This window comes from Bradyrhizobium sp. (assembly GCF_035935975.1).
In the GTDB taxonomy this organism is placed as follows: Bacteria; Pseudomonadota; Alphaproteobacteria; order Rhizobiales; family Xanthobacteraceae; genus Bradyrhizobium.
This window is the reverse complement of the sequence record NZ_DASYWN010000041.1, coordinates 1-24,374: the sequence shown is the minus strand read 5'-3', so window position 1 is coordinate 24,374 and position 24,374 is coordinate 1. Positions and strand designations below refer to the sequence as shown.

The 24,374-nt window shown below is 65.0% G+C and carries 22 protein-coding genes; 10 read left to right on the top strand and 12 right to left on the bottom strand.

Annotation, left to right across the window (positions count from 1 at the left end):
- Nucleotide 1: 1 nt before the first annotated feature.
- From VGR99_RS22870 to VGR99_RS22855, 4 genes are all read right to left on the bottom strand, one after another.
- Nucleotides 2-871 (bottom strand): carbohydrate ABC transporter permease, encoded by an 870-nt coding sequence (locus VGR99_RS22870; protein WP_326901569.1) that lies wholly within the window; start codon nt 869-871, stop codon nt 2-4.
- Nucleotides 868-1,818 (bottom strand): sugar ABC transporter permease, encoded by a 951-nt coding sequence (locus VGR99_RS22865; protein ID WP_326901568.1) that lies wholly within the window; start codon nt 1,816-1,818, stop codon nt 868-870. The genes VGR99_RS22870 and VGR99_RS22865 overlap by 4 nt, the downstream gene beginning before the upstream one ends.
- Nucleotide 1,819: 1 nt before the next feature.
- A complete protein-coding gene (locus tag VGR99_RS22860; protein ID WP_326901566.1) occupies nt 1,820-2,668 on the bottom strand; it encodes a phosphodiesterase in 849 nt (282 codons plus the stop codon).
- A gap of 203 nt (nt 2,669-2,871) precedes the next feature.
- A complete protein-coding gene (locus tag VGR99_RS22855; RefSeq protein WP_326901565.1) occupies nt 2,872-4,344 on the bottom strand; it encodes a protein adenylyltransferase SelO in 1,473 nt (490 codons plus the stop codon).
- A gap of 211 nt (nt 4,345-4,555) precedes the next feature.
- On the opposite strand from VGR99_RS22855, the gene aspS reads away from it, so the two are divergent.
- Nucleotides 4,556-6,328 carry an aspartate--tRNA ligase gene (aspS, locus tag VGR99_RS22850; RefSeq protein ID WP_326901563.1) on the top strand — a complete coding sequence of 591 codons (1,773 nt, stop codon included), beginning with the start codon at nt 4,556-4,558 and terminating at the stop codon, nt 6,326-6,328.
- A 165-nt stretch (nt 6,329-6,493) separates the two neighbouring features.
- Here the strand turns inward: aspS and VGR99_RS22845 are convergent, their stop codons facing one another.
- Nucleotides 6,494-8,464, bottom strand: coding sequence for a hypothetical protein (locus VGR99_RS22845; RefSeq protein WP_326901561.1), 1,971 nt, complete (start codon nt 8,462-8,464; stop codon nt 6,494-6,496).
- 246 nt (nt 8,465-8,710) lie between these two features.
- On the opposite strand from VGR99_RS22845, the gene VGR99_RS22840 reads away from it, so the two are divergent.
- The 3 genes from VGR99_RS22840 (at nt 8,711) to VGR99_RS22830 (ending at nt 14,048) form a co-directional block, all read left to right on the top strand.
- Complete coding sequence (locus VGR99_RS22840) at nt 8,711-11,020, top strand: NADP-dependent malic enzyme (RefSeq protein ID WP_326901560.1); 2,310 nt, start codon at nt 8,711-8,713, stop codon at nt 11,018-11,020.
- 365 nt (nt 11,021-11,385) lie between these two features.
- The gene (locus VGR99_RS22835; RefSeq protein ID WP_326901559.1) at nt 11,386-11,838 is read left to right on the top strand and encodes a DoxX family protein; all 453 of its coding nucleotides are present in this window, start codon (nt 11,386-11,388) and stop codon (nt 11,836-11,838) included.
- Nucleotides 11,839-12,038: 200 nt separating this feature from the next.
- Entirely contained in the window at nt 12,039-14,048 is a 2,010-nt protein-coding gene (locus VGR99_RS22830) for a tetratricopeptide repeat protein (protein ID WP_326901557.1), read from the top strand.
- A gap of 78 nt (nt 14,049-14,126) precedes the next feature.
- Here VGR99_RS22830 and VGR99_RS22825 read toward each other — a convergent pair whose 3' ends face one another.
- From VGR99_RS22825 to VGR99_RS22810, 4 genes are all read right to left on the bottom strand, one after another.
- Nucleotides 14,127-14,690, bottom strand: a complete 564-nt coding sequence (locus VGR99_RS22825; protein ID WP_326901555.1) for a dihydrofolate reductase — start codon at nt 14,688-14,690, stop codon at nt 14,127-14,129.
- 7 nt (nt 14,691-14,697) lie between these two features.
- Nucleotides 14,698-15,711 carry a polysaccharide deacetylase family protein gene (locus VGR99_RS22820; protein ID WP_326901553.1) on the bottom strand — a complete coding sequence of 338 codons (1,014 nt, stop codon included), beginning with the start codon at nt 15,709-15,711 and terminating at the stop codon, nt 14,698-14,700.
- 165 nt (nt 15,712-15,876) lie between these two features.
- Nucleotides 15,877-16,446 (bottom strand): glutathione peroxidase, encoded by a 570-nt coding sequence (locus VGR99_RS22815; protein ID WP_326901551.1) that lies wholly within the window; start codon nt 16,444-16,446, stop codon nt 15,877-15,879.
- Between the two features lie 89 nt (nt 16,447-16,535).
- Nucleotides 16,536-18,209, bottom strand: a complete 1,674-nt coding sequence (locus VGR99_RS22810; protein WP_326901550.1) for a L,D-transpeptidase — start codon at nt 18,207-18,209, stop codon at nt 16,536-16,538.
- Nucleotides 18,210-18,418: 209 nt separating this feature from the next.
- Here VGR99_RS22810 and VGR99_RS22805 point away from each other — a divergent pair, with 209 nt between their 5' ends.
- Complete coding sequence (locus VGR99_RS22805; protein ID WP_326901549.1) at nt 18,419-18,967, top strand: CreA family protein; 549 nt, start codon at nt 18,419-18,421, stop codon at nt 18,965-18,967.
- A gap of 51 nt (nt 18,968-19,018) precedes the next feature.
- Here the strand turns inward: VGR99_RS22805 and VGR99_RS22800 are convergent, their stop codons facing one another.
- A complete protein-coding gene (locus VGR99_RS22800; RefSeq protein ID WP_326901548.1) occupies nt 19,019-19,216 on the bottom strand; it encodes a hypothetical protein in 198 nt (65 codons plus the stop codon).
- 136 nt (nt 19,217-19,352) lie between these two features.
- Between VGR99_RS22800 and VGR99_RS22795 the strand changes: the two genes are divergently transcribed.
- The 3 genes from VGR99_RS22795 (at nt 19,353) to VGR99_RS22785 (ending at nt 20,202) form a co-directional block, all read left to right on the top strand.
- Nucleotides 19,353-19,484: a hypothetical protein gene (locus VGR99_RS22795; protein ID WP_326901546.1), complete on the top strand. Its 132-nt coding sequence runs from the start codon at nt 19,353-19,355 to the stop codon at nt 19,482-19,484.
- 134 nt (nt 19,485-19,618) lie between these two features.
- Nucleotides 19,619-19,801 carry a hypothetical protein gene (locus VGR99_RS22790; RefSeq protein WP_326902462.1) on the top strand — a complete coding sequence of 61 codons (183 nt, stop codon included), beginning with the start codon at nt 19,619-19,621 and terminating at the stop codon, nt 19,799-19,801.
- A gap of 35 nt (nt 19,802-19,836) precedes the next feature.
- Entirely contained in the window at nt 19,837-20,202 is a 366-nt protein-coding gene (locus VGR99_RS22785) for a hypothetical protein (RefSeq protein WP_326901545.1), read from the top strand.
- A 4-nt stretch (nt 20,203-20,206) separates the two neighbouring features.
- Here VGR99_RS22785 and VGR99_RS22780 read toward each other — a convergent pair whose 3' ends face one another.
- Nucleotides 20,207-20,452, bottom strand: coding sequence for a DUF6719 family protein (locus tag VGR99_RS22780; RefSeq protein ID WP_326901544.1), 246 nt, complete (start codon nt 20,450-20,452; stop codon nt 20,207-20,209).
- A 67-nt stretch (nt 20,453-20,519) separates the two neighbouring features.
- Nucleotides 20,520-22,001: a PLP-dependent aminotransferase family protein gene (locus VGR99_RS22775; RefSeq protein ID WP_326901542.1), complete on the bottom strand. Its 1,482-nt coding sequence runs from the start codon at nt 21,999-22,001 to the stop codon at nt 20,520-20,522.
- A gap of 75 nt (nt 22,002-22,076) precedes the next feature.
- On the opposite strand from VGR99_RS22775, the gene VGR99_RS22770 reads away from it, so the two are divergent.
- Complete coding sequence (locus tag VGR99_RS22770; RefSeq protein ID WP_326901541.1) at nt 22,077-22,802, top strand: pyridoxamine 5'-phosphate oxidase family protein; 726 nt, start codon at nt 22,077-22,079, stop codon at nt 22,800-22,802.
- Nucleotides 22,803-22,854: 52 nt separating this feature from the next.
- Nucleotides 22,855-24,132: an ArgE/DapE family deacylase gene (locus VGR99_RS22765; RefSeq protein ID WP_326901540.1), complete on the top strand. Its 1,278-nt coding sequence runs from the start codon at nt 22,855-22,857 to the stop codon at nt 24,130-24,132.
- Nucleotides 24,133-24,374: the final 242 nt, after the last annotated feature.

The following is a 24,374-nucleotide window of genomic DNA, read 5'->3' as shown; positions in this document are numbered from 1 at the left end:
CCTATTTGATGCCTGAGGTGACGAAAGAGCTGATGAAGCGCTTCTGGAAGATCAGGAAGGTGATGAGCAGCGGCGCGATCACCATCAGCGTGCCGGCGGCGATGGTGCCCCAGGCCTGCGTGCCTTCCGCGGTCGCGGTGAAGACGGACAGGCCCACCGTGAGCGGCCGCTTGTCCGGCGAATTGATCACCATCAGCGGCCACAGGAAGTCGTTCCAATGGCTGGTCACGGAGATGATGGCGAAGGCGGAAAAGCTCGGCATCGACAGCGGCACGTAGATGTGGCGGATGCGCTGGAACAGGCCGGCGCCGTCGATCAGGGCTGCATCTTCCAGCTCGGTCGGGATGGCCTCGAAGGCCTGGCGCATCAGGAAGGTGCCGAAGGCCGAGGCGAAGAACGGCATCATCACGCCGGTGAGCGTGTCGTAGAGGCCGAGCTGCGCGACGAGCTTCAGGTTCGGCACGATCAGCAGTACCGGCACCAGCATCAGCTGCATCAGGAACAGGTAGAAGATCAGCGACTTGCCGGCGAAATCGAGCCGCGCAAAGGCAAAGCCCGCCAGCGTGATCGTGACGAACTGCACCAGCAGGATGCCGGTGCAGATCAGCGTGGTGTTGAGGGCGTAGCGCGGGAAATCGCCGATCTCCCAGGCATCCCTGACATTGTCGAGCGTCGGCTTCAGGCTCGGCATCAGCTCGGCCATGGCGTTGATGCCGTCAGAGGCAGGCCGCAGCGTCGCCACGCCCATCCACAGGAACGGGATCAGCCAGACGATCGCGAGCAGTACCGTCAGCAAAAAGCCGAGTTTCGGCGTGATCTCGCGGCGTGTTGCGAGCGGAGCGTCCTTGAGCAGCCAGTCGATCGGATTCATGGCCCGCCCTCGCGGTTCGCCATGGTGCGGAAGGACAGCGCGGTGAGGCCCATCAGGGCTGCGAGCGTCAGCAGCGTTGCGGCCGAGGCCTTGCCGATGTCGTAATGCTCGACCGCCTGCTGGTAGATGTAGAACAGCACCAGATTGGTCGAGTTGGACGGCCCGCCCTTGGTCATGACGAAGACGTGGTCGACCTGCGTCACCGCGTTCAGCGTGGCGATCACGATGACGAACAGGAAAGTCGGCTTGAGCTCCGGCAGGATGATGTGGCGCAGCCGCTGCCACGGCCCGGCGCCGTCGAGATGGGCCGCCTCCATCACGTCCTCGGGCACCGCCTGCAGGCCGGCGAGGAAGAACAGCATGTAATAGCCGGCGTTCTTCCAGATCGTGATGACCATGATCGCGTAGAGCGCGATGTCGGGGTCGCCGAGCCAGTTCGGCAGCACCGGCAGCAGCCGGCCGAGGTAATAATCGAGCAGGCCGACATTGGGCAGGAAGATGAACAGGAACAGCGCTGACGCCGCGACCATCGGGATCAGCACCGGCAGGAACAAGGCGGCGCGCAGCGCGCTGTTGACGGCATGGGTGCGCGACGAAGCCAGCGCGAACAGCAGCGCCAGCGTGATGCTGGGGATCGCGGTGCCGACGGCGTAAAGGAGATTGTTGACGACCGCACCGGTAAAGGCGGGGTCGGCCAGCACCGCGCTGATGTTCTCAAAGCCGACGTAGCGGACCGGCGCCTTCGGCGTGGCGCGTTGATAGAGCGCATCGATGAACACGCGGCCCATCGCGCCGTAAGTAAACAGCGCGAGGAAGACGAGCGAGGGCAGCAGCAGCAGATAGGCGGGCAGCGAGGATTTGAAGCGGCTGACGAACCGCATCACGACGTGCAGACGCGGTGCCGCCGAAGTCGCGACCGGGAGAGCCGCGGGTTCAGCGAGGCTCATGTCACCGCGCCGGGAAGTTGAGCGCATAGTCGCGGCCGTCCACTCCCGCAGGTGGTTCGAAGGGAAACCGCAGACTGGTGTCGAGGAAGTCGTGGCTGTGCACGACCAGGTTGTCCTGGTCGATCAGCACCACGCCGTAGGCCGGCGGCTCGTGGCTTGCGAGGTGCGGCGCGTCGGCGTCGAGCTCGAACCAGACCTGGTGATTGGTGCCGCGCAGGGTGGAGAACGGGATCTTGCCGTAGCTGCCGAAGATCGGGCGGTGCACATGGCCGAAGAAGAGGTGGCGGATGCGCGAACGATGGGGCGCGATCACCTCGGCGAATTCGGCGCTCTGCTTCAGCGCGATCTCGTCCATGGCGTGGACGCCGACCGGGAAGGGCGGGTGGTGCATGAACACGACGAATGGCTGGTCGGCGGGCGCGGCCGCCAGCGTGCTCGCGAGCCAGCCGAGGCGCTTGGCGCACATCTCGCCGGCGTGGCTGGTCTCGTCCAGCGTGTCCAGGAAGACGAACAGGCCGTGCTCGGTGGTGCGGGTGCCCTGCACGAAGCCGTTGGGATCGCGCGGCGCGGCCTTCAGGCCGTCGAGGCAGGCCACGCGCTTGTCGTGATTGCCGACCATGGCGATGTACGGGATTTTCAGCGCGGCCATCGCCTCGGCGAAATTGGCGTAGGATTCAGGCTCGCCCCAATGGGTGAGATCGCCGGTCACGACCGCGAAGGCGGCATCGGATTGGTGCTTGTTGATGTCGGCGACCGCCGCGTCCAGCCGCGCGCGGGGATCGAGGCCATAGAGCTTCAGCCCGGGGTTCGCGAGATGCGTGTCGGTGAGGTGGACGAATTTGAAGGGCATGGCGCGCTTTGTCGGGACTGTTGGAGGATGGACGCCTCCGGCAAGACGATCCTGACAGGCGGTTAGAGCCCGTGTGTTTCAGTTTGATGACAGTGGTTCCGGCGGGCGCGCGGCGTCCACAGCGCACGCGCACATCGCGTGATCAGCCAAAAGCGTAATCCGCCGTTGGGCCAATTATAGGTAGCGGCGTGCCTGCGCCGCGCTCACGTCCCGCAAAACGTCTGCAGCACCCGCTGGTCCGGTAGCGGCGGATCGGCGTAGGCGGAATAGTCCGGCTGGTCCTCGAATGGCCTCGCCAGCACCTTCACCAATTCCTCGAACGGCGCGTAGTCGTCGTCATTCACCGCGGCCTGGATCACGGCCTCGACGCGGTGGTTGCGCGGGATGAAGATCGGATTGACGGCGTGCATGGCGGCTTGCCGCTCGGCCGCGCTCTGCGGCTCCAGCGCGGTGCGCGCGCGCCAGCGTCCGGCCCATTCGTCGAAGGCGGTCGGCTCCATGAACTGCGCGCGCACGTCAGTGCCGTCATCGCCCGCGGCATCGCCGAGCTTGCGGAAGGTCAGGGTGAAGTCGGCCTGGTTCTTGGCCATGGCATCGAGCAGATCCTGGATCAGCGCCTCGTCGCCGTCGCGCTCCGTGAACAGGCCGACCTTCCTGCGCAGGCCTGCCTGATAGGCATTGCTGAAGGTCTCGCCGAAGGCGCCGAGGATGTCCTGGGCTTCTGCGATCGCCTTCTCCTGGTCGCCTCCGAACAGCGGCAGCAGGCATTCGGCCAGCCGCGTCAGATTCCACAGTGCGATGCGCGGCTGGTTGGCATAGGCGTAGCGGCCCATCTCGTCGATCGAGGAGAACACCTGCGCGGGATTGTAGGCGTCCATGAAGGCGCACGGACCGTAGTCGATGGTCTCGCCGGAGATAGAGGAGTTGTCGGTGTTCATCACGCCGTGGATGAACCCGACCAGCAGCCAGCGCGCGATGAGCTCGGCCTGGCGCGCGACGACGGCGGCGAGCAGGGCGTGATAGGGCCGCTCGGCGTGCAGCAGGTCCGGATAGTGCCTGACGATCACGTGGTCGGCGAGCCGGCGAATGGCGTCGGTGTCGCGGCGGACGGCGAAGAACTGGAAGGTGCCGACGCGGATATGGCTCGCGGCGACGCGCGTCAGCACGGCACCGGGCAGCGCGGTCTCGCGGATGACGTGCTCGCCGGTGACGACGGCGGCGAGCGAGCGGGTGGTCGGAATGCCGAGCGCATACATCGCCTCGCTGACGATGTATTCGCGCAGCACCGGTCCCAGCGCCGCGCGGCCATCGCCCCGGCGGGAGAACGGGGTGGGGCCCGAGCCCTTGAGCTGGATGTCGCGGCGGATGCCGTCCCTGTCGATGACCTCGCCGAGCAGGATGGCGCGGCCGTCGCCGAGCTGGGGCACGAATTGCCCGAACTGGTGGCCGGCATAGGCCATGGCAATGGGATCGGCACCGGCGGGGACCGTCTTGCCGGCCAGGATCTCGGCTCCCTCGGGGGTCTCCAGCAGGTCAGGATCGAGCCCGAGCTGGACCGCCAGCGGCCGGTTCAGCTTGATCAGCCGGGGGGCGGCGACAGGGGTCGGCGCGACGCGGGCAAAGAAGCTGTCCGGCAGGGCCGAATACGAGTTCTGGAACGGGAAATGGACGGTCATGGAGGTAAAGATAGGCGGGGAATGCCTGATGGCAAAGGCTTGGGGCCCGATCGGCCGAAAATGGGCGCTTCCAGCCCAAAACAGGCCGTTGCCGTGGTTGCCGCCTCGGGTTGCCGCTTTGGGCCTCGTCGGGTAAACCCTGCCGCAACTTCGGACCGGCCCTCTTGGGGTCGTCCGATTCGCTTCCTCCGACATTGATTTTGGGACGACCATGCATCGCTACCGGTCACATACATGCGGCGCGCTCCGCGACAGCAACATCGGCGAGACGATCCGCCTCTCGGGCTGGGTCCATCGCGTCCGCGACCATGGCGGCGTGCTGTTCATCGACCTGCGCGACCATTACGGCCTGACCCAGTGCGTGGTCGATCCGGACTCGCCGGCGTTCTCGCTGGCCGAGAAGCTGCGCTCGGAATTCGTGGTCAAGATGGACGGCAAGGTCCGCCGCCGCCCCGAAGGCACCGACAATGACGACCTGCCGACCGGCAAGGTCGAGGTTTACGTCAGCGAGATCGAGGTGCTGGGCCCGGCCGGCGACCTGCCGCTGCCCGTGTTCGGCGACCAGGAATATCCCGAAGACATCCGCCTGAAGTACCGCTTCCTCGACCTGCGCCGCGAGAAGCTGCACCAGAACATCATGACCCGCGTCGAGATCATCAAGTCGATGCGCCGGCGGATGGAGGGGCAGGGCTTCTTCGAGTTCAACACCCCGATCCTGACCGCATCCTCGCCGGAAGGCGCGCGCGACTTCCTGGTGCCGTCGCGCATCCATCCCGGCAAGTTCTACGCGCTGCCGCAGGCGCCGCAGCAGTACAAGCAGCTGCTGATGATGTCGGGCTTCGACCGCTACTTCCAGATCGCGCCGTGTTTCCGCGACGAGGACCCGCGCGCCGACCGTCTGCCGGGCGAGTTCTATCAGCTCGACGTCGAGATGAGCTTCGTCACGCAGGAAGACGTGTTCGCGGCGATGGAGCCCGTCATCACCGGCGTGTTCGAGGAGTTCGCCAAGGGCAAGCCGGTGAGCAAGAACTGGCGCCGGATTCCGTTCGCCGAGGCGCTGCGCAAGTACGGCAGCGACAAGCCTGACCTGCGCAATCCGATCGAGATGCAGGACGTCTCCGAGCACTTCCGTGGCTCCGGCTTCAAGGTGTTTGCGCGCATGCTCGAAGATCCCAAGAACCAGGTCTGGGCGATCCCGGCACCGGGCGGCGGCAGCCGCGCGTTCTGCGACCGCATGAACTCGTGGGCGCAGGGCGAGGGCCAGCCCGGCCTCGGCTACATCATGTGGCGCGAAGGCGGCGAGGGCGCAGGTCCGCTTGCGAACAACATCGGGCCCGAGCGCACCGCTGCGATCCGCGCGCAGATCGGCACCAAGGAAGGCGATGCCGCCTTCTTCGTCGCCGGCGATCCCGACAAGTTCTGGAAGTTTTCAGGGTTGGCCCGCAACAAGGTCGGCGAGGAACTGAACCTCACCGACAAGGAGCGGTTCGAGCTCGCCTGGATCGTCGATTTCCCGATGTACGAGTACAACGAGGACGACAAGAAGGTCGACTTCTCGCACAACCCGTTCTCGATGCCGCAGGGCGGTCTCGATGCGTTGCAGGGCCAGGACCCGCTGACCATCAAGGCGTTCCAGTACGACATCACCTGCAATGGCTACGAGATCGCCTCGGGCGGCATCCGCAACCACGTGCCGGAAGCGATGGTGAAGGCGTTCGAGATCGCAGGTTACGGCGAGCAGGAAGTGGTCGACCGCTTCGGCGGCATGTACCGCGCCTTCCAGTACGGCGCGCCGCCGCATGGCGGTATGGCCGCGGGCGTCGACCGCATCGTGATGCTGCTCTGCGGCACCACGAATTTGCGCGAGATCTCGCTGTTCCCGATGAACCAGCAGGCCATGGACTTGCTGATGGGCGCGCCGTCGGAAGCGACGACAAAACAGCTCCGCGAGCTGCATGTGCGGGTGAACCTGCCGCAGAAGTGAGACGGGCCGGTTTTTTTCGGTCTCGTGTCCCGGACTCGCTGCGGCACGCAGTGACGCTGCGCAGAGCCGGGACCCAGAAGACCGCGGCTCGCCGAGACGTGGGCCCCGGCTCAGCAGCGCATCACTGCGTGCTGCGCTGCGTCCGGGGCACGAGACAGCTCTCTCCTACAACCCCGTCGATGCCTCGATCCTGAACTGCGCCAGCGCGACGATTGGTTCGCTGTTCAGGGCGTCCACGAGCTGAAGCACCGGCACCTTGCCGAGCGGCGTCAGCTTGATGTTCAGCGTTTGCCCCGATGTGGCGACGAAGTCGGCCAACGCGCCCGCGGCCGCCTTGGCATCGAGGTTGGAGGCGCCGACCTTCTCGCCCTGCGCCCTGATCAACTCGACGATGGCGCTGCGCGCGGCGTCGCTCCTGACATTCTGCATACGGGCAAACTGGGCCACGACGAGATCGACCACGCCGCTGTCGCGCAAGGAGAGCTCGATCGCGCCGGCCTCGACCTGCGCCGCTTGGCCCATCGCCTGCACCGGGTCGGTCGTGAACAGGCCGCGCGGCACGTTGGCAAGCGCGAAGCGGGCCTGCGCCCTGGCGAGATTGCCGAGATCGATGGTCGCTGGCGCAAGCGCGAACGCGCCGGACGATTCCGTCCAGGCCGCGCCGAGGTCGAGATCGATCGCGAGCTTGTCGACGCCGGCCATGATCAGCGGCCGCTGCGCCGGATTGGCGGGATCGGTGGGCGTGACCATCTTCACGACCAGATTGGCCTTGCTCGGGATCGATCCGACCAGTTGGCCCCAGTTCAGGCTGATCGTGTCGATGGTGACGAGCTGCCGCGTGGTCTTGTAGGGCGACACCACGCCCTTGATCTCGGCGCCTTCGAGCACCCGGAACAGGCCCAGCACCTGATCCGGCGAGGGCGTCTGTCCGGGATTGCTGAGGCCCGCCGCCCAGCGCATCAGGTTCGCTGCGCTGAACGATTTCAGCGCGAAGCGCTCCATCTTGAACTGTCCCTGCGGAGCCGGCGTATCGACGCCCTCGATTGCGAACTCGCCCTCGCGGTATCGGATCGCATTGACCTTGCCGGTCCCCTGTGGCGTGCCGATCGCAATTTTGCTGACCTCGGCCCTGCCGATGCGAAGGCCCTCATAAACCCCGGCGAGCTTCTCCAGCATCTCGCGCGACTGTGCCGGCGTCGGAATAGCCGATTGATCCTGCGGCAGCGCCGCAAATAGCTCGGCCAGCCGGAATTTCGACGGCTGCACGTCGATGTTCTCCATCACGAAGCCGTCGATATCGAAACGCATCCCCTGGGCCGATTTGAGCGCGTAGGGGCCGGCCGAGACTTGCCGGTAGACGCGATGATAGGTCTCGTCGCTGCTGGTCTTCGGATCGAGCGCGGCGATGATCGCGGTCGCATCGAAATCATTGACGATGACGTTCGCCAGCTCGCCGGTCAGCTTGTCCGGCTTGCCCGGCTGCTTCACGTCGATCGAGATGGCGGCACGATCCGCCTTCATCGCATCGATCTTGCCGCGCTTCAGGTTCTGGATCGCCAATCCGGAATAGGTGATCTCGCCGCTGCCGCCGGGACCGCCGCCGGAATCGAAGCTCATCGTCAGCGTGGGCGCCGTGAGCGAGGACGCCGCGACGCTTGCGTATTGACCGAGCACGTAGCGATAGAGATCGATCAGGGAGCCGTTCGCCGGCGCCGTCCCGGTGTGAAGCGGGCCGGCATAGTCGCGCATCGTCAGTTGCGGGATCTTGTAGGACGCCTTCACCTTGGCCTGACCGACCTGCTCCAGCGCGACGTCGATGCCGGTGATGTCGATGCTGTCGGCCGAAAACCTGCCGTCGTCGATCTGGCGAATGCCGGTGCCCTTGATGCCGGCAATCCTGACCTGCGCTTGCGGCTGGCTGCCGGGCGTGACCGCGATGTCGTCGATCGTCAGCGTCCGGGTCATCAGGTCGAACGCGACCTTGCCGTGGCTCGCCTTGCCGCCACCGGCGCGCATCTGCTCGAACGCCGCCTCGATCTCGGCGGTGGCGCGGTGCTTGGCGTAGAGGTTGAAGCCGAACCATCCGCCCGCGGCGAGCATGGCTGCCACGATCAGGCCGATCAGGATGCGCTTCATTCCCAGCTCCAGTTGCCCGTTTTGCACTGCGCAAGCTGCCATATTCGGGAAACGTCGCGCGGTCTAGGGAAAGCTAACGCTATCAGATATTTGACCAGCCGCCCTGTTGATGGGGCCGCAATCGGATGTTGCCACCGGGGCGCCCGCCGTGCTTCATCCCGTTTCCACGACCCGGAAATACCATCCGCTTGGATGGCCGCTCCGGATGATGCATTTTGAGGCCGGTAACGCGAGGCAAGAGACCGCATGTCGTCCTATTCAGATGATCTCCACCAGGCGGCGCTGGCCTATCACCGACTGCCGCGTCCCGGAAAGCTCGAGATCCAGGCGAGCAAGCCGCTTGCCAACCAGCGCGACCTCGCGCTTGCCTATTCTCCGGGCGTCGCCGCCGCCTGTACCGAGATCGCCAAGAACCCGGCGGAAGCCGCGACCCTGACGACCCGCGCCAATCTGGTCGCCGTGGTCTCCAACGGCACCGCGGTGCTGGGCCTCGGCAATATCGGCCCGTTGGCGTCCAAGCCGGTGATGGAGGGCAAGGCCGTCCTGTTCAAGAAATTCGCCGGCATCGACGTGTTCGACATCGAGATCGCCGCCGACACCATCGACCGCGTGGTCGAGACGGTCGCGGCACTCGAGCCGACCTTCGGCGGCATCAATCTGGAAGACATCCGCGGACCGGAGTGCTTCGAGATCGAGGCGCGCTTGAAAGAGCGCATGAAGATCCCGGTCTTCCATGACGACCAGCACGGCACCGCCATCATCGTCGCCGCCGCCATCACCAATGGCCTCAGGCTGAACGGCAAGAAGCTGTCGGACGTCAAGATCGTGGCGTCGGGGGCAGGGGCCGCGGCGATCGCGACGCTCAATCTCCTGGTGTCGATGGGCGCGCAGCGCAAGAACATCTGGGTCTGCGACATCGACGGCCTCGTGCATGAGGGCCGCAACACTTCGATGGACCGCTGGAAGGCGGTCTATGCGCAGAAGACCGACAAGCGCACGCTCGGCGACGTCATCGGCGGTGCCGACATCTTCATCGGCCTGTCGGCCCCCGGCGTGCTCAAGCCGGAGATGGCCAAGGCGATGGGCGAGAAGCCCCTCATCATGGCGCTTGCCAACCCGACCCCGGAGATCATGCCGGAGGAGGCGCGCAAGGTGCGCCCCGACGCCATGATCTGCACCGGCCGCTCGGACTATCCGAACCAGGTCAACAACGTCCTCTGCTTCCCGTTCATCTTCCGCGGCGCGCTCGATGTCGGCGCCAGCGCCATCAACGAGGAGATGAAGCACGCCGCCGTCGAGGCCATCGCGCAGCTTGCGCGCGAGGCGCCGTCCGATGCGGTCGCGCAGGGCTTTGATACCGGCGAGACGCAAGGCTTCGGTCCGGGCTCGCTGATCCCGAGCCCGTTCGACCCGCGCCTGATCCTGCGCATCGCGCCGGCCGTGGCGAAGGCCGCGATAGAGTCGGGCGTCGCGACGCGCCCCATCACCAATTTCGACGAATACACCGCGCTGCTCGAGCGCTTCGCCTTCCGCTCCGGCCTCGTCATGAAGCCGATGTTCGCCAAGGCCAAGACCCAGCCGGTCCGCGTGATCTACGCCGAAGGCGAGGACGAGCGCGTGCTCCGCGCCACGCAGGTGGTGCTGGAAGAAAAGCTGGCGACGCCGATCCTGGTCGGCCGTCCCTCGGTGGTCGAGGCGCGCATCAAGCGCTTCGGCCTGTCGATCAAGGCGGGCAAGGATTTCGATCTCGTCAATCCCGAGGACGATCCGCGCTACCGCTCCTATGTGCAGTCCTATGTCGAGGTCGCCGGCCGCAGCGGCGTGACGCCGGACGCGGCGCGCACGGTGGTGCGCACCAACAACACGGTCATCGCGGCGCTCGCGGTGACGCGCGGGGAGGCGGATGCGATGCTGTGCGGCGTCGAGGGCCGCTACATGAGCCATCTGCGCCATGTCCGCGAGATCGTCGGCTTCTCGCCCGGCATCAGCGACTACGCCGCGCTGGCGCTGCTGATCACCAGCAAGGGCGCGTTCTTCATCGCCGACACGCAGGTTCGGCCCAATCCGAGCGCGGAAGAGCTCGCCGAGATCGCCTCGCTCGCGGCGGTTCACGTCCAGCGCTTCAACATCAAGCCGAAGATCGCCTTCGTCTCGCATTCCGATTTCGGCAGCTACGACACCGAATCCTCGCGCAAGATGCGGCGGGCGACCCAGCTCCTGAAGGAGAAGCATCCGGAGATCGAGGCCGACGGCGAGATGCAGGGCGACACCGCGCTCTCCGCCGCTGCGCGAAAAATGGTGCTGCCGCACTCCAAGCTGGAGGGCGAGGCCAACATCATGATCATGCCGACGCTGGACACCGCCAACGTCGCCTACCAGATGATCAAGTCGCTGGCGGACGCGTTGCCGGTCGGCCCGATCCTGATCGGCCCGGCGCGTCCGGCCCACATCCTCACTCCCTCGGTGACCGCGCGCGGCATCCTGAACATGACAGCGGTCGCCGTGGTCGAAGCGCAGGAGCGCGCGGCGCGACAGCAGCCGACGTTGTTCACGTAAGTGCGAGTTGGCGCGTCGTCGGTGGTGCAAATCCTTCTCCCCTTGCGGGAGAAGGTGGCATAGGCGGCCTTCGGCCGCCGTTCTAAAAAACGCCGAAGCAAAGCTTCGGCTATGGCGCCGGATGAGGGGTATCTCTCCGCGAGTCGAGACCGCGAGAATTATCCGTGCCGATAGAAACCCCTCACCCGTCTCGCCGCGATTCACCCTGTCCCACAAGGGGTGAGGGGAAGCAGCCGACGCCACCAGTTTTGAATTACTTTCAGTTTCCCATTTCCCCGTTTGTAAACCGGCGCACGACTCTCCATAATCGCGCAATCCTTTCGTCCAAGTTCCGATTTCAAAAAGCCTGAGCCAAGAGGCCGATCATGCCAGCGTTCGTGACTTTCGGGCGAATCCTGTTCGCCGTGCTGTTCATCTACACGGGCGCCACCAAGCTCTTTGCCATCCAGGCGACCGCGGATTACATCGCCACCAAGGTCGTGGTGCCTGATGTGATTGCGCCCTATGCCAAGCAGGTCGAGACGGCCACTGCCATGACCACGCCGCAACTGCTGGCGATCGCGGTCGGGGCGCTCGAGGTCATCGCAGGGGTGATGATCGCGCTGAATTTCGGCGCGCGCTTCTTCGCCATGCTGCTGATCGTCTACGTCGCGGTCGCGACCGTGCTGTTCTACGATTTCTGGAACATGGCAGCGCCCGACAACGCCAAGATGCTGGTCGACGCGCTGAAGAATCTCTCGATCATCGGCGCGCTCTGCATGATCATCGGCTACGGCCGCACCACGCGCCCGGCCGAGTCGGCCTATGGGGACGTCTAGCCCATAGCCCGCAGGTTAGCTTGGCGCCGCGTTAGCCCGCATTCACATGCGCGGAACGTCCAGCCTCGCGCAAGGTCGCTGCCGCAGGATGAGCCGGAGCGAGGTGTGCGGACAATTCGAGGGTTGCTCAGCATTCAAATGCACGAAGGGCCATCTGACGCGCGCCTTGCCTGATCGCATCGGTGAGGGGGCCCATCGGAATGTATGCTGCAGCGTCGTCGGGGTCTGTATCGTTCGAGGCCGGGCTCGTGCATCATCGCGCCGGCCGCTTGCAGCAAGCAGAAGTGATCTATCGGCAGATCCTGGCCTCCGAGCCGGATCGTGCGGACTGTATTCAACTCCTGGGGATTGCCTTGCTTCAGGCAGGGCAGCCCGACAAGGCGCTCGATTTCATCGTCCGTGCCATCGAGCTCCAGCCTTCCAACAGCGTCCATCACAGCAACATGGCCGGCGCTCTGCGCGCGCTCGGACGACGGGACGAGGCCATCGCGAGCTACCGGCAAGCGCTGAAGCTCAAGCCCGACAGTCTGGATGTGCACAATCAGCTCGGGGTCCTGCTGGGCGAATGCGACGACCTCACGGGCGCCGAGGCCCATTATCGGCTCGTGCTGCGACATCCCGCTGGCCTTGATCTCAATCTTGCTCGCGCTCACGTCGATGCCCGTTTCAATCTCGCCAATCTGCTGGCGCGGCGGAAGCAGTTCGACGACGCCATCGTCGAGTTTCGGCACGTGCTGCGGCAGCGGCCGGATTTCGCGGCGGCCCATTGCAACCTTGGAGTGGTGCTGTTCGATCGATCCGCCTTCGAGGAGTGCGAGCGTTGCTATCGTGAGGCCCTGCGCCTCGACCCGACATTTGCCGAGGCCCACACCAATCTCGGCGGCCTTTTCATCAAGTTGGGCCGTCTCGACGAGGCGGAGGTCCATCTTCGCGAAGCCTGCAAGCTCAAGTCAGATTCGCCCGGGACCTTGAACAATCTCGGTGACCTGCTGCGACTCCAGGGGCGGCGGGAAGAGGCGGAAGCCTACTGCAGGGAAGCGTTGCGTCTGGAGCCGGACTATTTTCCCGCGCAACTGACTCTCGGCAATGCCCTTCGCGAGGCCGGTCGTTTCCACGAGGCAGAGCCGTGCTATCGGGTCGTTCTCTCTCACAATCCAGCCTTGCCTGAGGCGCTCAACAATCTCGGTGCCTTGCTGTTCGATCTTGGGCGGCCTGATGAATCGATTCAGAGCTTGCGAACGGCGGTGTCGCAAAGGCCGGATTATGCCGACGCGCATTTCAACCTGGCGGCCTCACTGTTGCTGGCCGGCCAGTTCGACGAAGGCTGGCGGGAATATGAGTGGCGGTGGAAGCAGGCAAAGAAAACGCTGCAGCTGCGCGGCTTCAGCCAACCGCTCTGGAATGGAGAAGATATCGGTGATCGGGTCCTGCTGCTGAATGCGGAGCAGGGCCAGGGCGACACGCTCCAGTTCGTTCGCTTCGTGCCGGCCATTGCGGCGGGGCGGCGGGTCGTTCTCGAGGTTCAGCGGCCGCTATTGCCGCTGCTGGCTGGGCTGCCGGGAATCGAGAGCATCGTCGTCCGCGGCGATCCGCTGCCGCCGTTCGATCTGCATTGTCCGCTGCTGAGCCTGCCGCGGGTCCTTGGCACCACGCTCGAAACCATCCCGCGAGAGATACCCTATCTCCGGGCCGATCCGCAGCGTGCGGCGGCCTGGCGCGAGCGGGTCGGGCAACTCGAGGGCCTGCGGGTGGGGCTCGTCTGGGCAGGCAATCAGGCGATGAGCGGCGACAATCGCCGCTCTGTTCCGCTCGAACGTTTTTCAGAGCTGGCGGACCTGCCGGGCGTGAGTTTCGTCTCGTTGCAGAAGGGACCGGGGACCAGCCAGTCGCCGCCGCCCGGGCTGTCCTGGCACGACTGGACGGACGATCTCCACGACTTCGGCGAGACCGCAGCGCTGATCGAGGCGCTGGACCTGGTCATCGGTGTCGATACCGCCGTGGTGCATCTTGCAGGCGCGCTTGGCCGCCCCGTCTGGCTGCTCAATCGCTTCGATCGGTGCTGGCGGTGGTTGCTGAACCGCGACGACAGCCCATGGTATCCGACGCTGCGGCAATTCCGGCAACCGCAGCCCGGCGATTGGCGCAGCGTGCTCCAGAGCGTGCGCGCTGAACTGCAGAAATCCGGTTTGGCCCCGTCCAGCACCCAGTGATCGTTATGCGTGGCGCGTGAATGTGTTGCACGCAGGTGTCAAAACACCGGTACTGTGCATGGGGTTGTTTTTCGAATTTTAGCTGACGCTCCTGGCCGGCCGCCACGGCGTGACGGTCACCTCATGCGCGGCATCGAGCAGATACGGATCGCCCGGCTTCATCCCGTGTGACGCCAGCACCTCATGCGGCGTCCGCTCCGGCACGCCCACGAAACAGCCTTCGCCGCCGGGCAGCCGCACATGCGGGGCTTCCGACAGCCAGAACGTGTCGTAGCGGTCCATGAACATGTCGAACACGACTGGGCCGCCGATGATCGCAACCGTGCCGGACGAGACATCGGCGAAGGCGCAGGCTTCCTCGAAGCTCGCGTGCTCGGGATTCCATAGCGTCGCGTTCGGCATTTCCGGATCGACGGTGAGCGCCTTGATCTTGCGGGTCAGGATCAGCCGCTTGCGCTTCGGCGAGTTCGGCTGCTGCTCGTGCGAGTGCCCGCCGTGCACGATGATCGCGGCGCGATCGAGCGCCTGCTCGAAAAATCGCTTGTCGCCTTCGAACACCAGGGTGGAGGGCATGATGTGCGACGGATCGGCAAGCATGCCGTCCGCCGAGATGATGACGTAACCTTCGAACCGGAAAGACAATTGCGGTCTATTCCGAGACCGTCGTCACGACGCTGTTGACCGGGCGCTGGCTCACCGTCGGCAGCTTGGCGTCCTTGAGCAGCTCCTGGTCGTATTCCGGCAGCGTCGAGGCCGGGAATTTGGCGCGCATCGCCACCACCTTGTAGCCGCCGGCCTTGAGGCGCTTGAGCAGCTCGGGCAGGGCTTCGGCGGTGTGCTTCTGGAAGTCGTGCATCAGGATGATGCCCTTGCCCCTGCTGTCGAGCTTCTTCATCACGGTCTCGATCACCTTCTCGGGCTTGGAGGCCTTGAAGTCGAAGGAGTCGATGTCGCAGGAGAAGATCGCCGTGTTGCGGTTGCCGAGATAGGTGACCATCTCCGGCGGGTGCTGCAGCGCCGGGAAGCGGAAGAACGGCGAGGGCGAGATGCCGCCGAGCGCCCATTTCACGGCGGACAGGCCCTTCTCGATCTCTTCCTTGCGCTGCGCTTCGTTCAGCTTCTTGTTGTTGAGATTGGCGTGCGACCAGGTGTGGGTGCCCACCGTGTGGCCGGCCGCATAGACCTGCTTGAGGATCTCGGGCTCATAGGTCGCGTGCTTGCCGATCGAGAAGAAGATGCCGGTGGTGCATTCGTCGGCGAGCGCCTTCAGCACCGCGGGCGTGTTCTTCGGCCAGGGGCCGTCGTCGAAGGTCAGCACGACCTCCTTGTCGCGCAGGAAGTCGAGCTCCTTGAAATGCTCGAACCCGAAGCCGGGACCGCCTGTGGTGTCGATCTCGACGGTGCGGGCGACGCCGAGCGCACCGGGCGTGTTGCAGGCCGCGCGCGCGGGCTGCGGCGCCTGTTGCGGCGGGGGCGGATTGACGAAGCCGGCCGGCGCCGGGGCTGCGGCCGCCGGTGCGGGAGCCGCCGCTGCAGCGGGCGCTGCCGCCGGTGCAGCCTGGGTCGCGGCAGCGGGCTTCGCGGCCGGGGTCTGCGACCACGCCGCGCCTGCCATCGCAACAGACATCGCGCTTGCCAAAATCAGTCCTGCCGCCACACGCATGGTGTTGTCCTCGAGATTGATCCCGTTGTTCCACCGTCGCTTTTCGCTCCGGCAAAACCTTCCCGCCCCAGATGGTCCTAGCCTAGATGGTGGGCCCTCGTCATTGCAACGGCTGTTTGGCACCCCGCCACAATTGTGCCCAACCGGATGGAGCGCGACGGCGTCTCAGCTATCGGCCAGCGTCCTGGCGATGGCCGTCTTGACCCGCGTATCGGCCGGCTCGACTGCCGACGGAAAGACCTCGGCAATGTAGCCGTCGCGGCCGATCAGGTATTTGTGGAAGTTCCAGCGCGGAACCTCCCTGGGCCGTGCCTCGGCCGCCCATTTGTAGAACGGGTGCGCCTTGGCACCGACCACGACGGCCTTGGCCGCGATCGGGAAGGTAACCCCATATTGATGGTGCGCAGTCTCGGTGATCTCGCTGGCACCGCCGGGCTCCTGACCGCCGAAATCGTTGGAGGGCACGCCGATCACGGTCAGCCCGCGCGCGCGAAACTCGGTCCAGATTTCCTGCAGGCCGGCATATTGCGGCGTGTAGCCGCAAAGCGAGGCGGTGTTGACCACCAGCAGCGGCTTGCCGGTGAACGCGGCAAGGCGGATGTCGTCGCCTGACAATGCAGGAAATGAGAAGGCGTAGGCCGGAATCCGGCTCATGCCGCCATCGGCGAACGCGCGGGTCGTCGGCACGATGGCGCCGGCGAGCGTCGCAACGAGCATGGTCCTGCGGTTCATCATGACGGCGTCCCCCGAAATGATCCGCGCGGAGCTTAACGCTGCCGGCGCGAGTCGGGCGCTCAACACCGCGTTATCGGGAACTGTGCGGCCTAGTACAGGCGGACGATGAAGTCGGTGCCTTCGCCGGTCTCGCCCTGGTTGATGCCCTGGTCGGAGACGATGATCGATCCGCCTGACGTCAGCATCTCGTTGATCTTCGCCATGGTGTCTGCAGGGACGGAGATACGGTCGAGTGCTTCGGCCGGACTATCCGGCGTCACCACCGGCTTCGCGGCAACGGGGATCACGGCGGTGCCACCCTTGCGGCGCGTCATGCGGCTGTCATCCTCGCGCGCGGCGGAGCGAGCGGTGACGGGCAGGGACACCACCGACCAACGCAGTGCGTTGGAATCGGCCTTGTCGACTTCGGCGGTGAACACATGGGTGCCGAGCGGCCGGTCGCTCGGGGCGATCGTGACCGGCGCTTCGAACAGCGGCGCAAAATTCTGCCGCACGTAGATCTTGGAATCCTTGCGGCTGATGAAGACCGCGATCTGGCCGGCCCGCTTCGGCGCTTCCGGCTTTGCCGCCGGCGCGGGATCGGCGACGCGGGTCTCGTCCTTCTTGGCATCGGCTGCGGGCACCGTGGCTGTCAGGGTCGCGTCGGGCTTCTTCGCAGTGTCGGCTGCCTCGACCTTGGTAGGCTCCGCCTTGGCGGGTTCAGGCGCAGTCTTCGCAGCCTGGGCCTGGTCAGCGGCGTTGTCGCCGGTGGTTGCGGCTGCCTTCGGCACTTCCGCGGCATCGGCCGGCTTCGCTTCCGTGCTCGCAGGTTTTGCTAAGTCGTCCGACCGTGGCTTGGATGTATCAGACGCCTCGGCGGTCTTCGTCTCGGGCTTGTCGGCCGGCTTGGCGGCGTCGTCATGGGCGGGTGCATTGCCCGTGGTCATGTCCGACATCACGGCATGGCCGACCGAGGAGCGCAGCTCGAGCACGCTGTCGGCGCTGGCGGTCCTGGTCTCCTGCGGTTTGGTCTCCTGCGGTTTGGCCTCGGTGACCTTGGCTTGTTCAGCGCCCTTGTCGGCCTTGTCGCCGACATTGGTTTGCGGCTCGAGGCTCGCAGCAGGCTGCGGCGGCACGCGCACCGAGGCGAGCATCTGGTGCTGGAAGCTGTGCGGCGTCATCTCGCCGGGCGTGACGATGACGCGTGCGCCCATCTTGGTCCAGTTCCACATCTTCACCGCGAACGCCATCGGCATGCGGATACAACCGTGCGACGCCGGATAGCCCGGCAGCACGCCGGCATGCATGGCGACGCCGGACCAGGTGATCCGCTGCATGTACGGCATCGGCGCGCCGCTATAGATGTTGGAGTGGTGGAATTTGTGCTTCTGGATGACGCTGAACACACCCATCGGCGTCGAATGGCCCTTCATGCCGGTCGACACCGGAGACTCCGCGAACACGCCGTTGGTGTCGTAGATCGTCACCTTCTGCCGGTCGATCGAGACAACGATGACGAGCGGACCTTGCGGCTTGGTGCCGGCTTCCTTCTCGACGACGGCTTCTTTTTTCTTGCTGGAGGCGCCGTGCTTTTGCGGCTTCTGGCGCGGCATCTCGGGATGCCGTTCCTGCCGGCCATAGGAGCCGTCCGAATAATCCGTCCAATAGTAAAATGCTGCGTCTGCCTGGCTTGCAGTGCCAATCGCACCGGCCGCCGTCAAAATGGCGATCTGCCAGAGCCGCGCCGGCTTGGTAGAAAAACCGGACCCGTTCACGCTATTCATCCTCGAATCCATAATTCCAAATCAGACATTAGTCTCGCAGAGGGGATACGCGTTCACCAGCAGAGCAGTTCTGCCATCATCTACTTTTGTCCACGACGTAGCAAAAAAGCCTCACGGAGCGGTAAACGGCGGCCGCGCCAGGCCTCCCGTCATCTTCCTGAGCGGCCGCCTCATGCCTACATTGCCGGGACTTGTTACCGGAGAACTTCATGTCATCTCGTTTCCCCGGTCTTTCTGGCATCCGCTTGAAAGGCCTCGCTTTATTCCTCCTTTCTATGGCCGTGCCACTGGCTTCCGCATCCGCCGCCGATGAGCCCGATCTGATCTTCCGCCGCTCTACCGTGTTCAAATGGATGAGCCCGAACGACAAGCTCGCGACCTATGGTCTCGACGACCCCGAAGTCGAGGGCGTCGCCTGTCATTTCACGGTGCCTGAGAAGGGCGGCTTCAAGGGCTGGCTCGGCCTTGCCGAGGAGGTCTCGGACATCTCGCTGGCCTGCCGCCAGGTCGGCCCGATCAAGTTCAAGGGCAAGATGGAGCAGGGCGACGACATGTTCCGTCAGCGTCGCTCACTGTTCTTCAAGAAGATGCAGATCGTGCGCGGCTGCGACGCCAAGCGCAACGTGCTGGTCTACATGGTCTACTCGGACAAGCTGATCGAGGGCTCGCCGAAGAACTCGACCTCGACCGTGCCGATCATGCCGTGGGGACCGGCGGACGCGAACGTGCAGAAGTGCGGTGAATTCTTCACACAGTGATGCACGCGCGTTCACAGTAACGCTTGTGTTCACTCAGTGACGCGCTTGCGTTCACTCAGTGATGAGCGTGCGGCTGGCTTGCGGCTTGACGAGGTGCGAGCCGGTCAGCCGCACGAATGCTTGCGGCGCGGCCTCATAGCCGCGGCCCGACTGCAGCGACATCGCGCCGACTGACGCGAAGCGATTGGAGTGTTGGTCGGCGCGGCCCGTGTCCGCGTCGCGCGCCTTTGCGCGATCTTGCGCCGTCATGATGGCCATCCCTCGACTGAACGCGCCCGGTGGTTCCGGGCTTTGCGGTTTCGATGGCTTGGGTCGCAGCCGAAGCGCCCCCGGTTCGATCCGACCCAGCCTTCGTTCGGGCTTCTCTTAAGCAGAAAAGCGTAAAATGCATGTGAAGCGCATAAGTCGCGGGCGTGACGGCGCGCTGCGCGGGCATGCCTTCAAGCGCGAAATGAGCCTGCAACGCCGCTTTGAAACGCTGTGCGACCCATCTGAAATGATTGGGATTTTTCGCTGAATGTTTCGTCGCATGGGGCGCGACGAAACAATTCTCACAAAGACGAAACCATTTTCCGCTTTTGGCGCATCACGCGCGAAACGACGCATGGTTATCAGGCTCACAACGAGGACGGCGGAACCGCCGGTGACCGAATGGGACACAAGATCATGCGCGCGCTCAGCTTCATCCTTGCCTTCGGTTTCGTGCTTGCCGGTTCCTCGTTCGCCGGCACGCCCGACGGTAACCTTCCCGGGATCGGCACCTTCCAGTATAGTGGAACGCCAGTGACTACCCCTGCGCCGCAGCACCCGATTGTCGTCGCTACCCGCTTCTGATCGCCAACAACAATAATCAGCCGATAAAGGCCATCATGATTGTTCGTTTCGGCGTCGCCGCGTTTGTATCGTTTCTGGCGATTAGTGCCGCCCAGGCACAGGTGCGCACGCCCTCGCGGCTGCCGGATCCCCGCAGCGAGTTCGTGCGTCAATGTGCGCCGCACATGCTCGGGCGCTGGGAACATCCCGAAGCGGTTTGCAGCTGTCTGCATGACCACGCCGCCGCCGCCGTCGAGGATCGCGATCTGCGCGAGGCGCTGCTGCGCGGCATCAGCGAGACCGGCGTGCCGACCATCGAGACCGATTGGGTGCCGGCATCAAAGCAGAGCGAGATCGGCCCGACCTTTACCAAGATCGCCAAGCCGACCTTGCAGTGCATGTTCGATCCGGCGAAGTCCTGAGCCTTCACTTCGTCTTCGGACCGTAGCGCGGCACGCAGGCGCTGGTCCTTGCCACACCCTTATCGGTCATCTTTGCGCCGCGCACCTCCTTGACCTGTCCGGCGGGGCAGGTTCCGTCATCGACCTGCACGCGCTGACCGAGCTTGAGATCGGTGATGTCCTGCTCGCGTCCGACGGTGGCGGCATATGCCGTCGTCGCGAGCGCGGCGGAGATCAGGAGCGAGAGGCAGATTGCACGGCGGAGAAGCATGGTCAGAGGTCCCGGCATCGATGCCGCAATGTAGGGACCGTCCACCGATTCTGATAGTGAGCCTTCGTCAGGCGCGCCGGGCCGGTTTGCTCCTCGCGCGCAAGCCGGCACGCGCTTCCCGCGCGAGCCTTTCCGCCGATGCCACGAGCTTGGGAACCGCGTGTCCCGAAAATCCCAGCACGAAGCCGGGCAGGGGACGTGCCCGCGAATAGGTGTCGGCGAGCAGCCAGCCTTCCGCGCCGGCGGCTTGCTTCGCGTGCGCTGCGACCGACAGATCGACCGACGGATCGAACCGGGCGACAAGATGCAGCCCCTGCGAGGGCACCGGCACGGATAGCGCGCCGTCGGAGGCCGCCTCCAGCGTTTCGGCCAGCGCATCGCGGGCCTCGCGATAGAGCTTTCGTACCCGTTTCAGGTTCGCGGCAAACGCGCCGGAATTGAGCATGTCGGCCACCGCGCCTTCCATCAGCGTGCCGGGAAAGCGGTCGAGCGCGGCGCGGGCAGCGGTCACGTCGGAGATCAGGCGCTCTGGCAGGGCGCAATAGCCGATGCGCAGGCCGGGAAACAGCGTCTTGGCGAACGTGCCCATGTAGATCACGCGCTGGAGGTGATCGATACCGGCGAGCGACATCAGCGGCGCGCCGTCATAGCGGAACTCGCTGTCGTAATCGTCCTCCAGCACGAAGGCGCCAGCCTGCTTCGCCCAGTCCAGCAGTTCGAGCCGTCGCGGCATCGACATCTGCACGCCCAGGGGAAACTGGTGCGAGGGCGTGACATAGGCCGCGCGTGCGTTGGGACCGGCAGTTCGTCCCTTGGCGACGCGCATGCCGTGCTCGTCGACGGGAACGGGCACGGCGCGATAGCCGCAATGCGCGATGGTTTTTCTCGCGGCGGGGTAACCCGGGTCCTCGCACCAGACCTGGTCATTGGGCTTGAGGATCGCGCTCAGCACGATGCGCAGCGCATGCAGCGTGCCCGACGTCAGCATGATCTGGTCGGGATCGCAGCGCAGCCCGCGCGCCGACAGCAGGTGATCCGCGATCGCCGCGCGCAGCTCGCGGCTGCCGCGGGGATCGCCATAATGCAGATGCTCCGACCCGAAGGCGCGCATGCGCCGGCCGACGAAGGCGCGAAAGCGCTGCACCGCGCGCTCGTCGATATGGGTGCAGCCGAGCGCGAACGCGCCCTGCCGGGGCGCTTCGACCACGACCTTCGGCTTCTTCGCTTCCGTCGTGCGCGCCGGGATGCGTGCGGCGACGAAAGTGCCGGAGCCGACGGTTGCGTCGGCAAAGCCGTCGGCGATCAGCCGCTCATAGGCGGTGACGACGGCGTTGCGCCGGAAACCCGTCTGCTTCGCCAGCGTCCGCGACGGCGGCAGCGGCTCGCCGGGCTTGACGAGGCCGGAGACGATCATCTCGCACAGCGCCTGGTACAGCCGGTGCGCGGCGGACGCGCCCGCCGTGATGTGCGCCCCGGTGAGGTCGAGCGGCAGCTCGGCCTTTGCCGCTGAAGGGGGCTTGGCGGGAGAATTGGTCGGAATTTTTTGCATGGAATTGGCACTATCGCAGACCAAATCGGCCGCTACAACTCTCCTGGAATTGTTCCAATCCCGACAGGAGCGGCCGTGAGCCAGACCGAGAGCCCAAATTCCTATCCGACGTCAGCGCGCAACCAGGTGAAGCGCCGTCACGACCGCGGCTTCTACGATCACGAGACGGTTCATCGCATCCTGGACTCCTCGATGCTCTGCCATGTCTCCTATGTCATCGACGGCCAGCCCTATTGCACGCCGACTTTCTTCTGGCGCGAGGGCACAAAACTCTATTGGCACGGCTCGAGCGCCAGCCGCATGCTGCGCAACCAGACCAAGGGCGAGCGCGTCTGCCTGACGGTCGCCCATCTCGACAGCCTCGTGCTGGCGCGCTGCGGCTTCAACCACTCCGCCGACTACCGCGCGGTGATGGCGTTCGGCACCGCCTATCTCGTCACCGATCCCGAGGAGAAGGAGCGGGCGGTGATCGCCATGGTGGATCGCTTCTTTCCGGACCGCACCGCGAGCCTGCGGGCCAGCAACACCCAGGAGATCAAGGCGACCTCCTTCATCGCGATGGAGATCGAGGAGGCCTCGGCCAAAGTCCGCGCCAAGGGTGTCGCGGATGACGACGAGGACTACGAATTGCCGATCTATGCCGAGCGCATCCCGGTGCGCACGGTGCTGGGTGCGCCCGAGCCGTGTCCGCGCCTGCTCGACGGCGTCACGCGCCCTGCGACGCTGGATGGCTATTCAGAAGGCCGACTGCTCGAAGATGCATTGCGGGATGCTTATTTTGTGGAGTACCCGAACGGCTGAAATCGGCTAGCTTGCGCGCTCTTCGATTTGTTTGAACGCCCGGAGCAGCCTGATGAATGCCGAAACGCAGCAGAGGATTCTTGACGCCGTCGACGCCGGTTTCGAAGCCCAGCTTGCGACCACAAGAGACTTCGTCGCGATCCCCTCGACCCGCGGGGCGGAGGGACCGTGCCAGGACATGATCGGCGATCTCCTGCGCGCGCGCGGCTATGAGGTCGATGACTGGCACATCAACGTCGACGATCTCAAGGATCTGCGCGGCTTCGGCCCGATCGAGCACGATTTCTCCAAGGCACGCACGGTGGTCGGCACCTATCGTCCGACGACCGAGGCCGGCAAGTCGCTGATCCTCCAGGGCCATTGCGACGTGGTGCCGGCGGGGCCGCTGGAATTGTGGGACACACCGCCGTTCTCGCCCGTCATCAAGGACGGCAAGATGTTCGGCCGCGGTGCCTGCGACATGAAGTCGGGCACCATCGGCGCGCTTTATGCGCTCGATGCGATCAAGGCCGCGGGCTTGAAGCCGACGGCGCGCATCCACTTCCAGTCGGTGATCGAGGAAGAGAGCACCGGCGTCGGCGCGCTCTCGACGCTGCAGCGCGGCTATCGCGCCGATGCCTGCTTCATTCCGGAGCCCACCGCCGGCAAGATGGTGCGCTCGCAGGTCGGCGTGATCTGGTTCCGCCTGCGCGTGAAGGGGCATCCGACCCACGTCGCCTTTGCCGGCTCCGGCTCCAATGCGATCATGGCGGCCTATCATCTCGTCCACGCCCTGCAGAAGCTCGAGATCGAATGGAACGAGCGGGCCAAGGCCGACCGCCATTTCAAGACGCTGAACCATCCCATCAACTTCAATCCTGGCATCATCAAGGGCGGTGACTGGGCCTCCAGCGTGCCGGCCTGGTGCGACGTCGATTGCCGCATCGCCATCCTGCCGGGCTGGTCGGTCGCCGATCACCAGAAGGAGATTTTGGCCTGCGTCGCCGCCGCTTCGCGCAACCACCGCTTCCTCGCCAACAATCCGCCGGAGGTCGAATGGTCCGGCTTCCTCTCGGAAGGCTATGAGCTGACCGACTCCGCCGCGCCGGAAGCCGCATTCGGCAAGGCCTTCAGCAAGGTCTATGGCCGTGCGGTCGAGGACCTCGTCTTCACCGCGCTCACCGACACCCGCTTCTATGGCCTCAATTACGGCATCCCAAGCCTCTGCTTCGGCGCCAGCGGCGGCGAGATGCACGGCTTCAACGAATTCGTCGATCTGGAGTCGCTGAAGAAGACGACCAAGGCGACGGCGCTGTTCATCGCGGAATGGTGCGGGGTGGAGAAGGCATAGGTCTTTCCGTCGGTCACTACGAGCGAGATCTCGTAGATTCCATGGGGCGGTGAGCGTGGCCTTTCCGGTAGGTTTGGGTTTCCACACTCGAACCCACGGAGGGTCAGATGCAAGCATCGACTGTAGGCACGCTCACCAGCGACCATAATGGCACAATTTTCCTTGCGATCGAACTCAGTCAGAAGACGTGGCTGGTGACGCTGCACAGCCCGGATCGTGATCGGATCTCGCGCCACAAGCTC

Bases quoted from the DNA above. Each gene is read 5' to 3' on its own strand.
- VGR99_RS22860 (WP_326901566.1), bottom strand. From the start codon at position 2,668: ATGCCCTTCAAATTCGTCCACCTCACCGACACGCATCTCGCGAACCCC.
- VGR99_RS22775 (WP_326901542.1), bottom strand. From the start codon at position 22,001: ATGCAAAAAATTCCGACCAATTCTCCCGCCAAGCCCCCTTCAGCGGCA.
- VGR99_RS22805 (WP_326901549.1), top strand. From the start codon at position 18,419: ATGTCATCTCGTTTCCCCGGTCTTTCTGGCATCCGCTTGAAAGGCCTC.
- VGR99_RS22810 (WP_326901550.1), bottom strand. From the start codon at position 18,209: ATGAATAGCGTGAACGGGTCCGGTTTTTCTACCAAGCCGGCGCGGCTC.
- VGR99_RS22845 (WP_326901561.1), bottom strand. From the start codon at position 8,464: ATGAAGCGCATCCTGATCGGCCTGATCGTGGCAGCCATGCTCGCCGCG.
- VGR99_RS22840 (WP_326901560.1), top strand. From the start codon at position 8,711: ATGTCGTCCTATTCAGATGATCTCCACCAGGCGGCGCTGGCCTATCAC.
- aspS (WP_326901563.1), top strand. From the start codon at position 4,556: ATGCATCGCTACCGGTCACATACATGCGGCGCGCTCCGCGACAGCAAC.
- VGR99_RS22870 (WP_326901569.1), bottom strand. From the start codon at position 871: ATGAATCCGATCGACTGGCTGCTCAAGGACGCTCCGCTCGCAACACGC.
- VGR99_RS22785 (WP_326901545.1), top strand. From the start codon at position 19,837: ATGATTGTTCGTTTCGGCGTCGCCGCGTTTGTATCGTTTCTGGCGATT.
- VGR99_RS22815 (WP_326901551.1), bottom strand. From the start codon at position 16,446: ATGATGAACCGCAGGACCATGCTCGTTGCGACGCTCGCCGGCGCCATC.
- VGR99_RS22800 (WP_326901548.1), bottom strand. From the start codon at position 19,216: ATGACGGCGCAAGATCGCGCAAAGGCGCGCGACGCGGACACGGGCCGC.
- VGR99_RS22780 (WP_326901544.1), bottom strand. From the start codon at position 20,452: ATGCTTCTCCGCCGTGCAATCTGCCTCTCGCTCCTGATCTCCGCCGCG.
- VGR99_RS22835 (WP_326901559.1), top strand. From the start codon at position 11,386: ATGCCAGCGTTCGTGACTTTCGGGCGAATCCTGTTCGCCGTGCTGTTC.
- VGR99_RS22795 (WP_326901546.1), top strand. From the start codon at position 19,353: ATGCATGTGAAGCGCATAAGTCGCGGGCGTGACGGCGCGCTGCGCGGG.
- VGR99_RS22830 (WP_326901557.1), top strand. From the start codon at position 12,039: ATGTATGCTGCAGCGTCGTCGGGGTCTGTATCGTTCGAGGCCGGGCTC.
- VGR99_RS22865 (WP_326901568.1), bottom strand. From the start codon at position 1,818: ATGAGCCTCGCTGAACCCGCGGCTCTCCCGGTCGCGACTTCGGCGGCA.
- VGR99_RS22820 (WP_326901553.1), bottom strand. From the start codon at position 15,711: ATGCGTGTGGCGGCAGGACTGATTTTGGCAAGCGCGATGTCTGTTGCG.
- VGR99_RS22790 (WP_326902462.1), top strand. From the start codon at position 19,619: ATGGGACACAAGATCATGCGCGCGCTCAGCTTCATCCTTGCCTTCGGT.
- VGR99_RS22855 (WP_326901565.1), bottom strand. From the start codon at position 4,344: ATGACCGTCCATTTCCCGTTCCAGAACTCGTATTCGGCCCTGCCGGAC.
- VGR99_RS22765 (WP_326901540.1), top strand. From the start codon at position 22,855: ATGAATGCCGAAACGCAGCAGAGGATTCTTGACGCCGTCGACGCCGGT.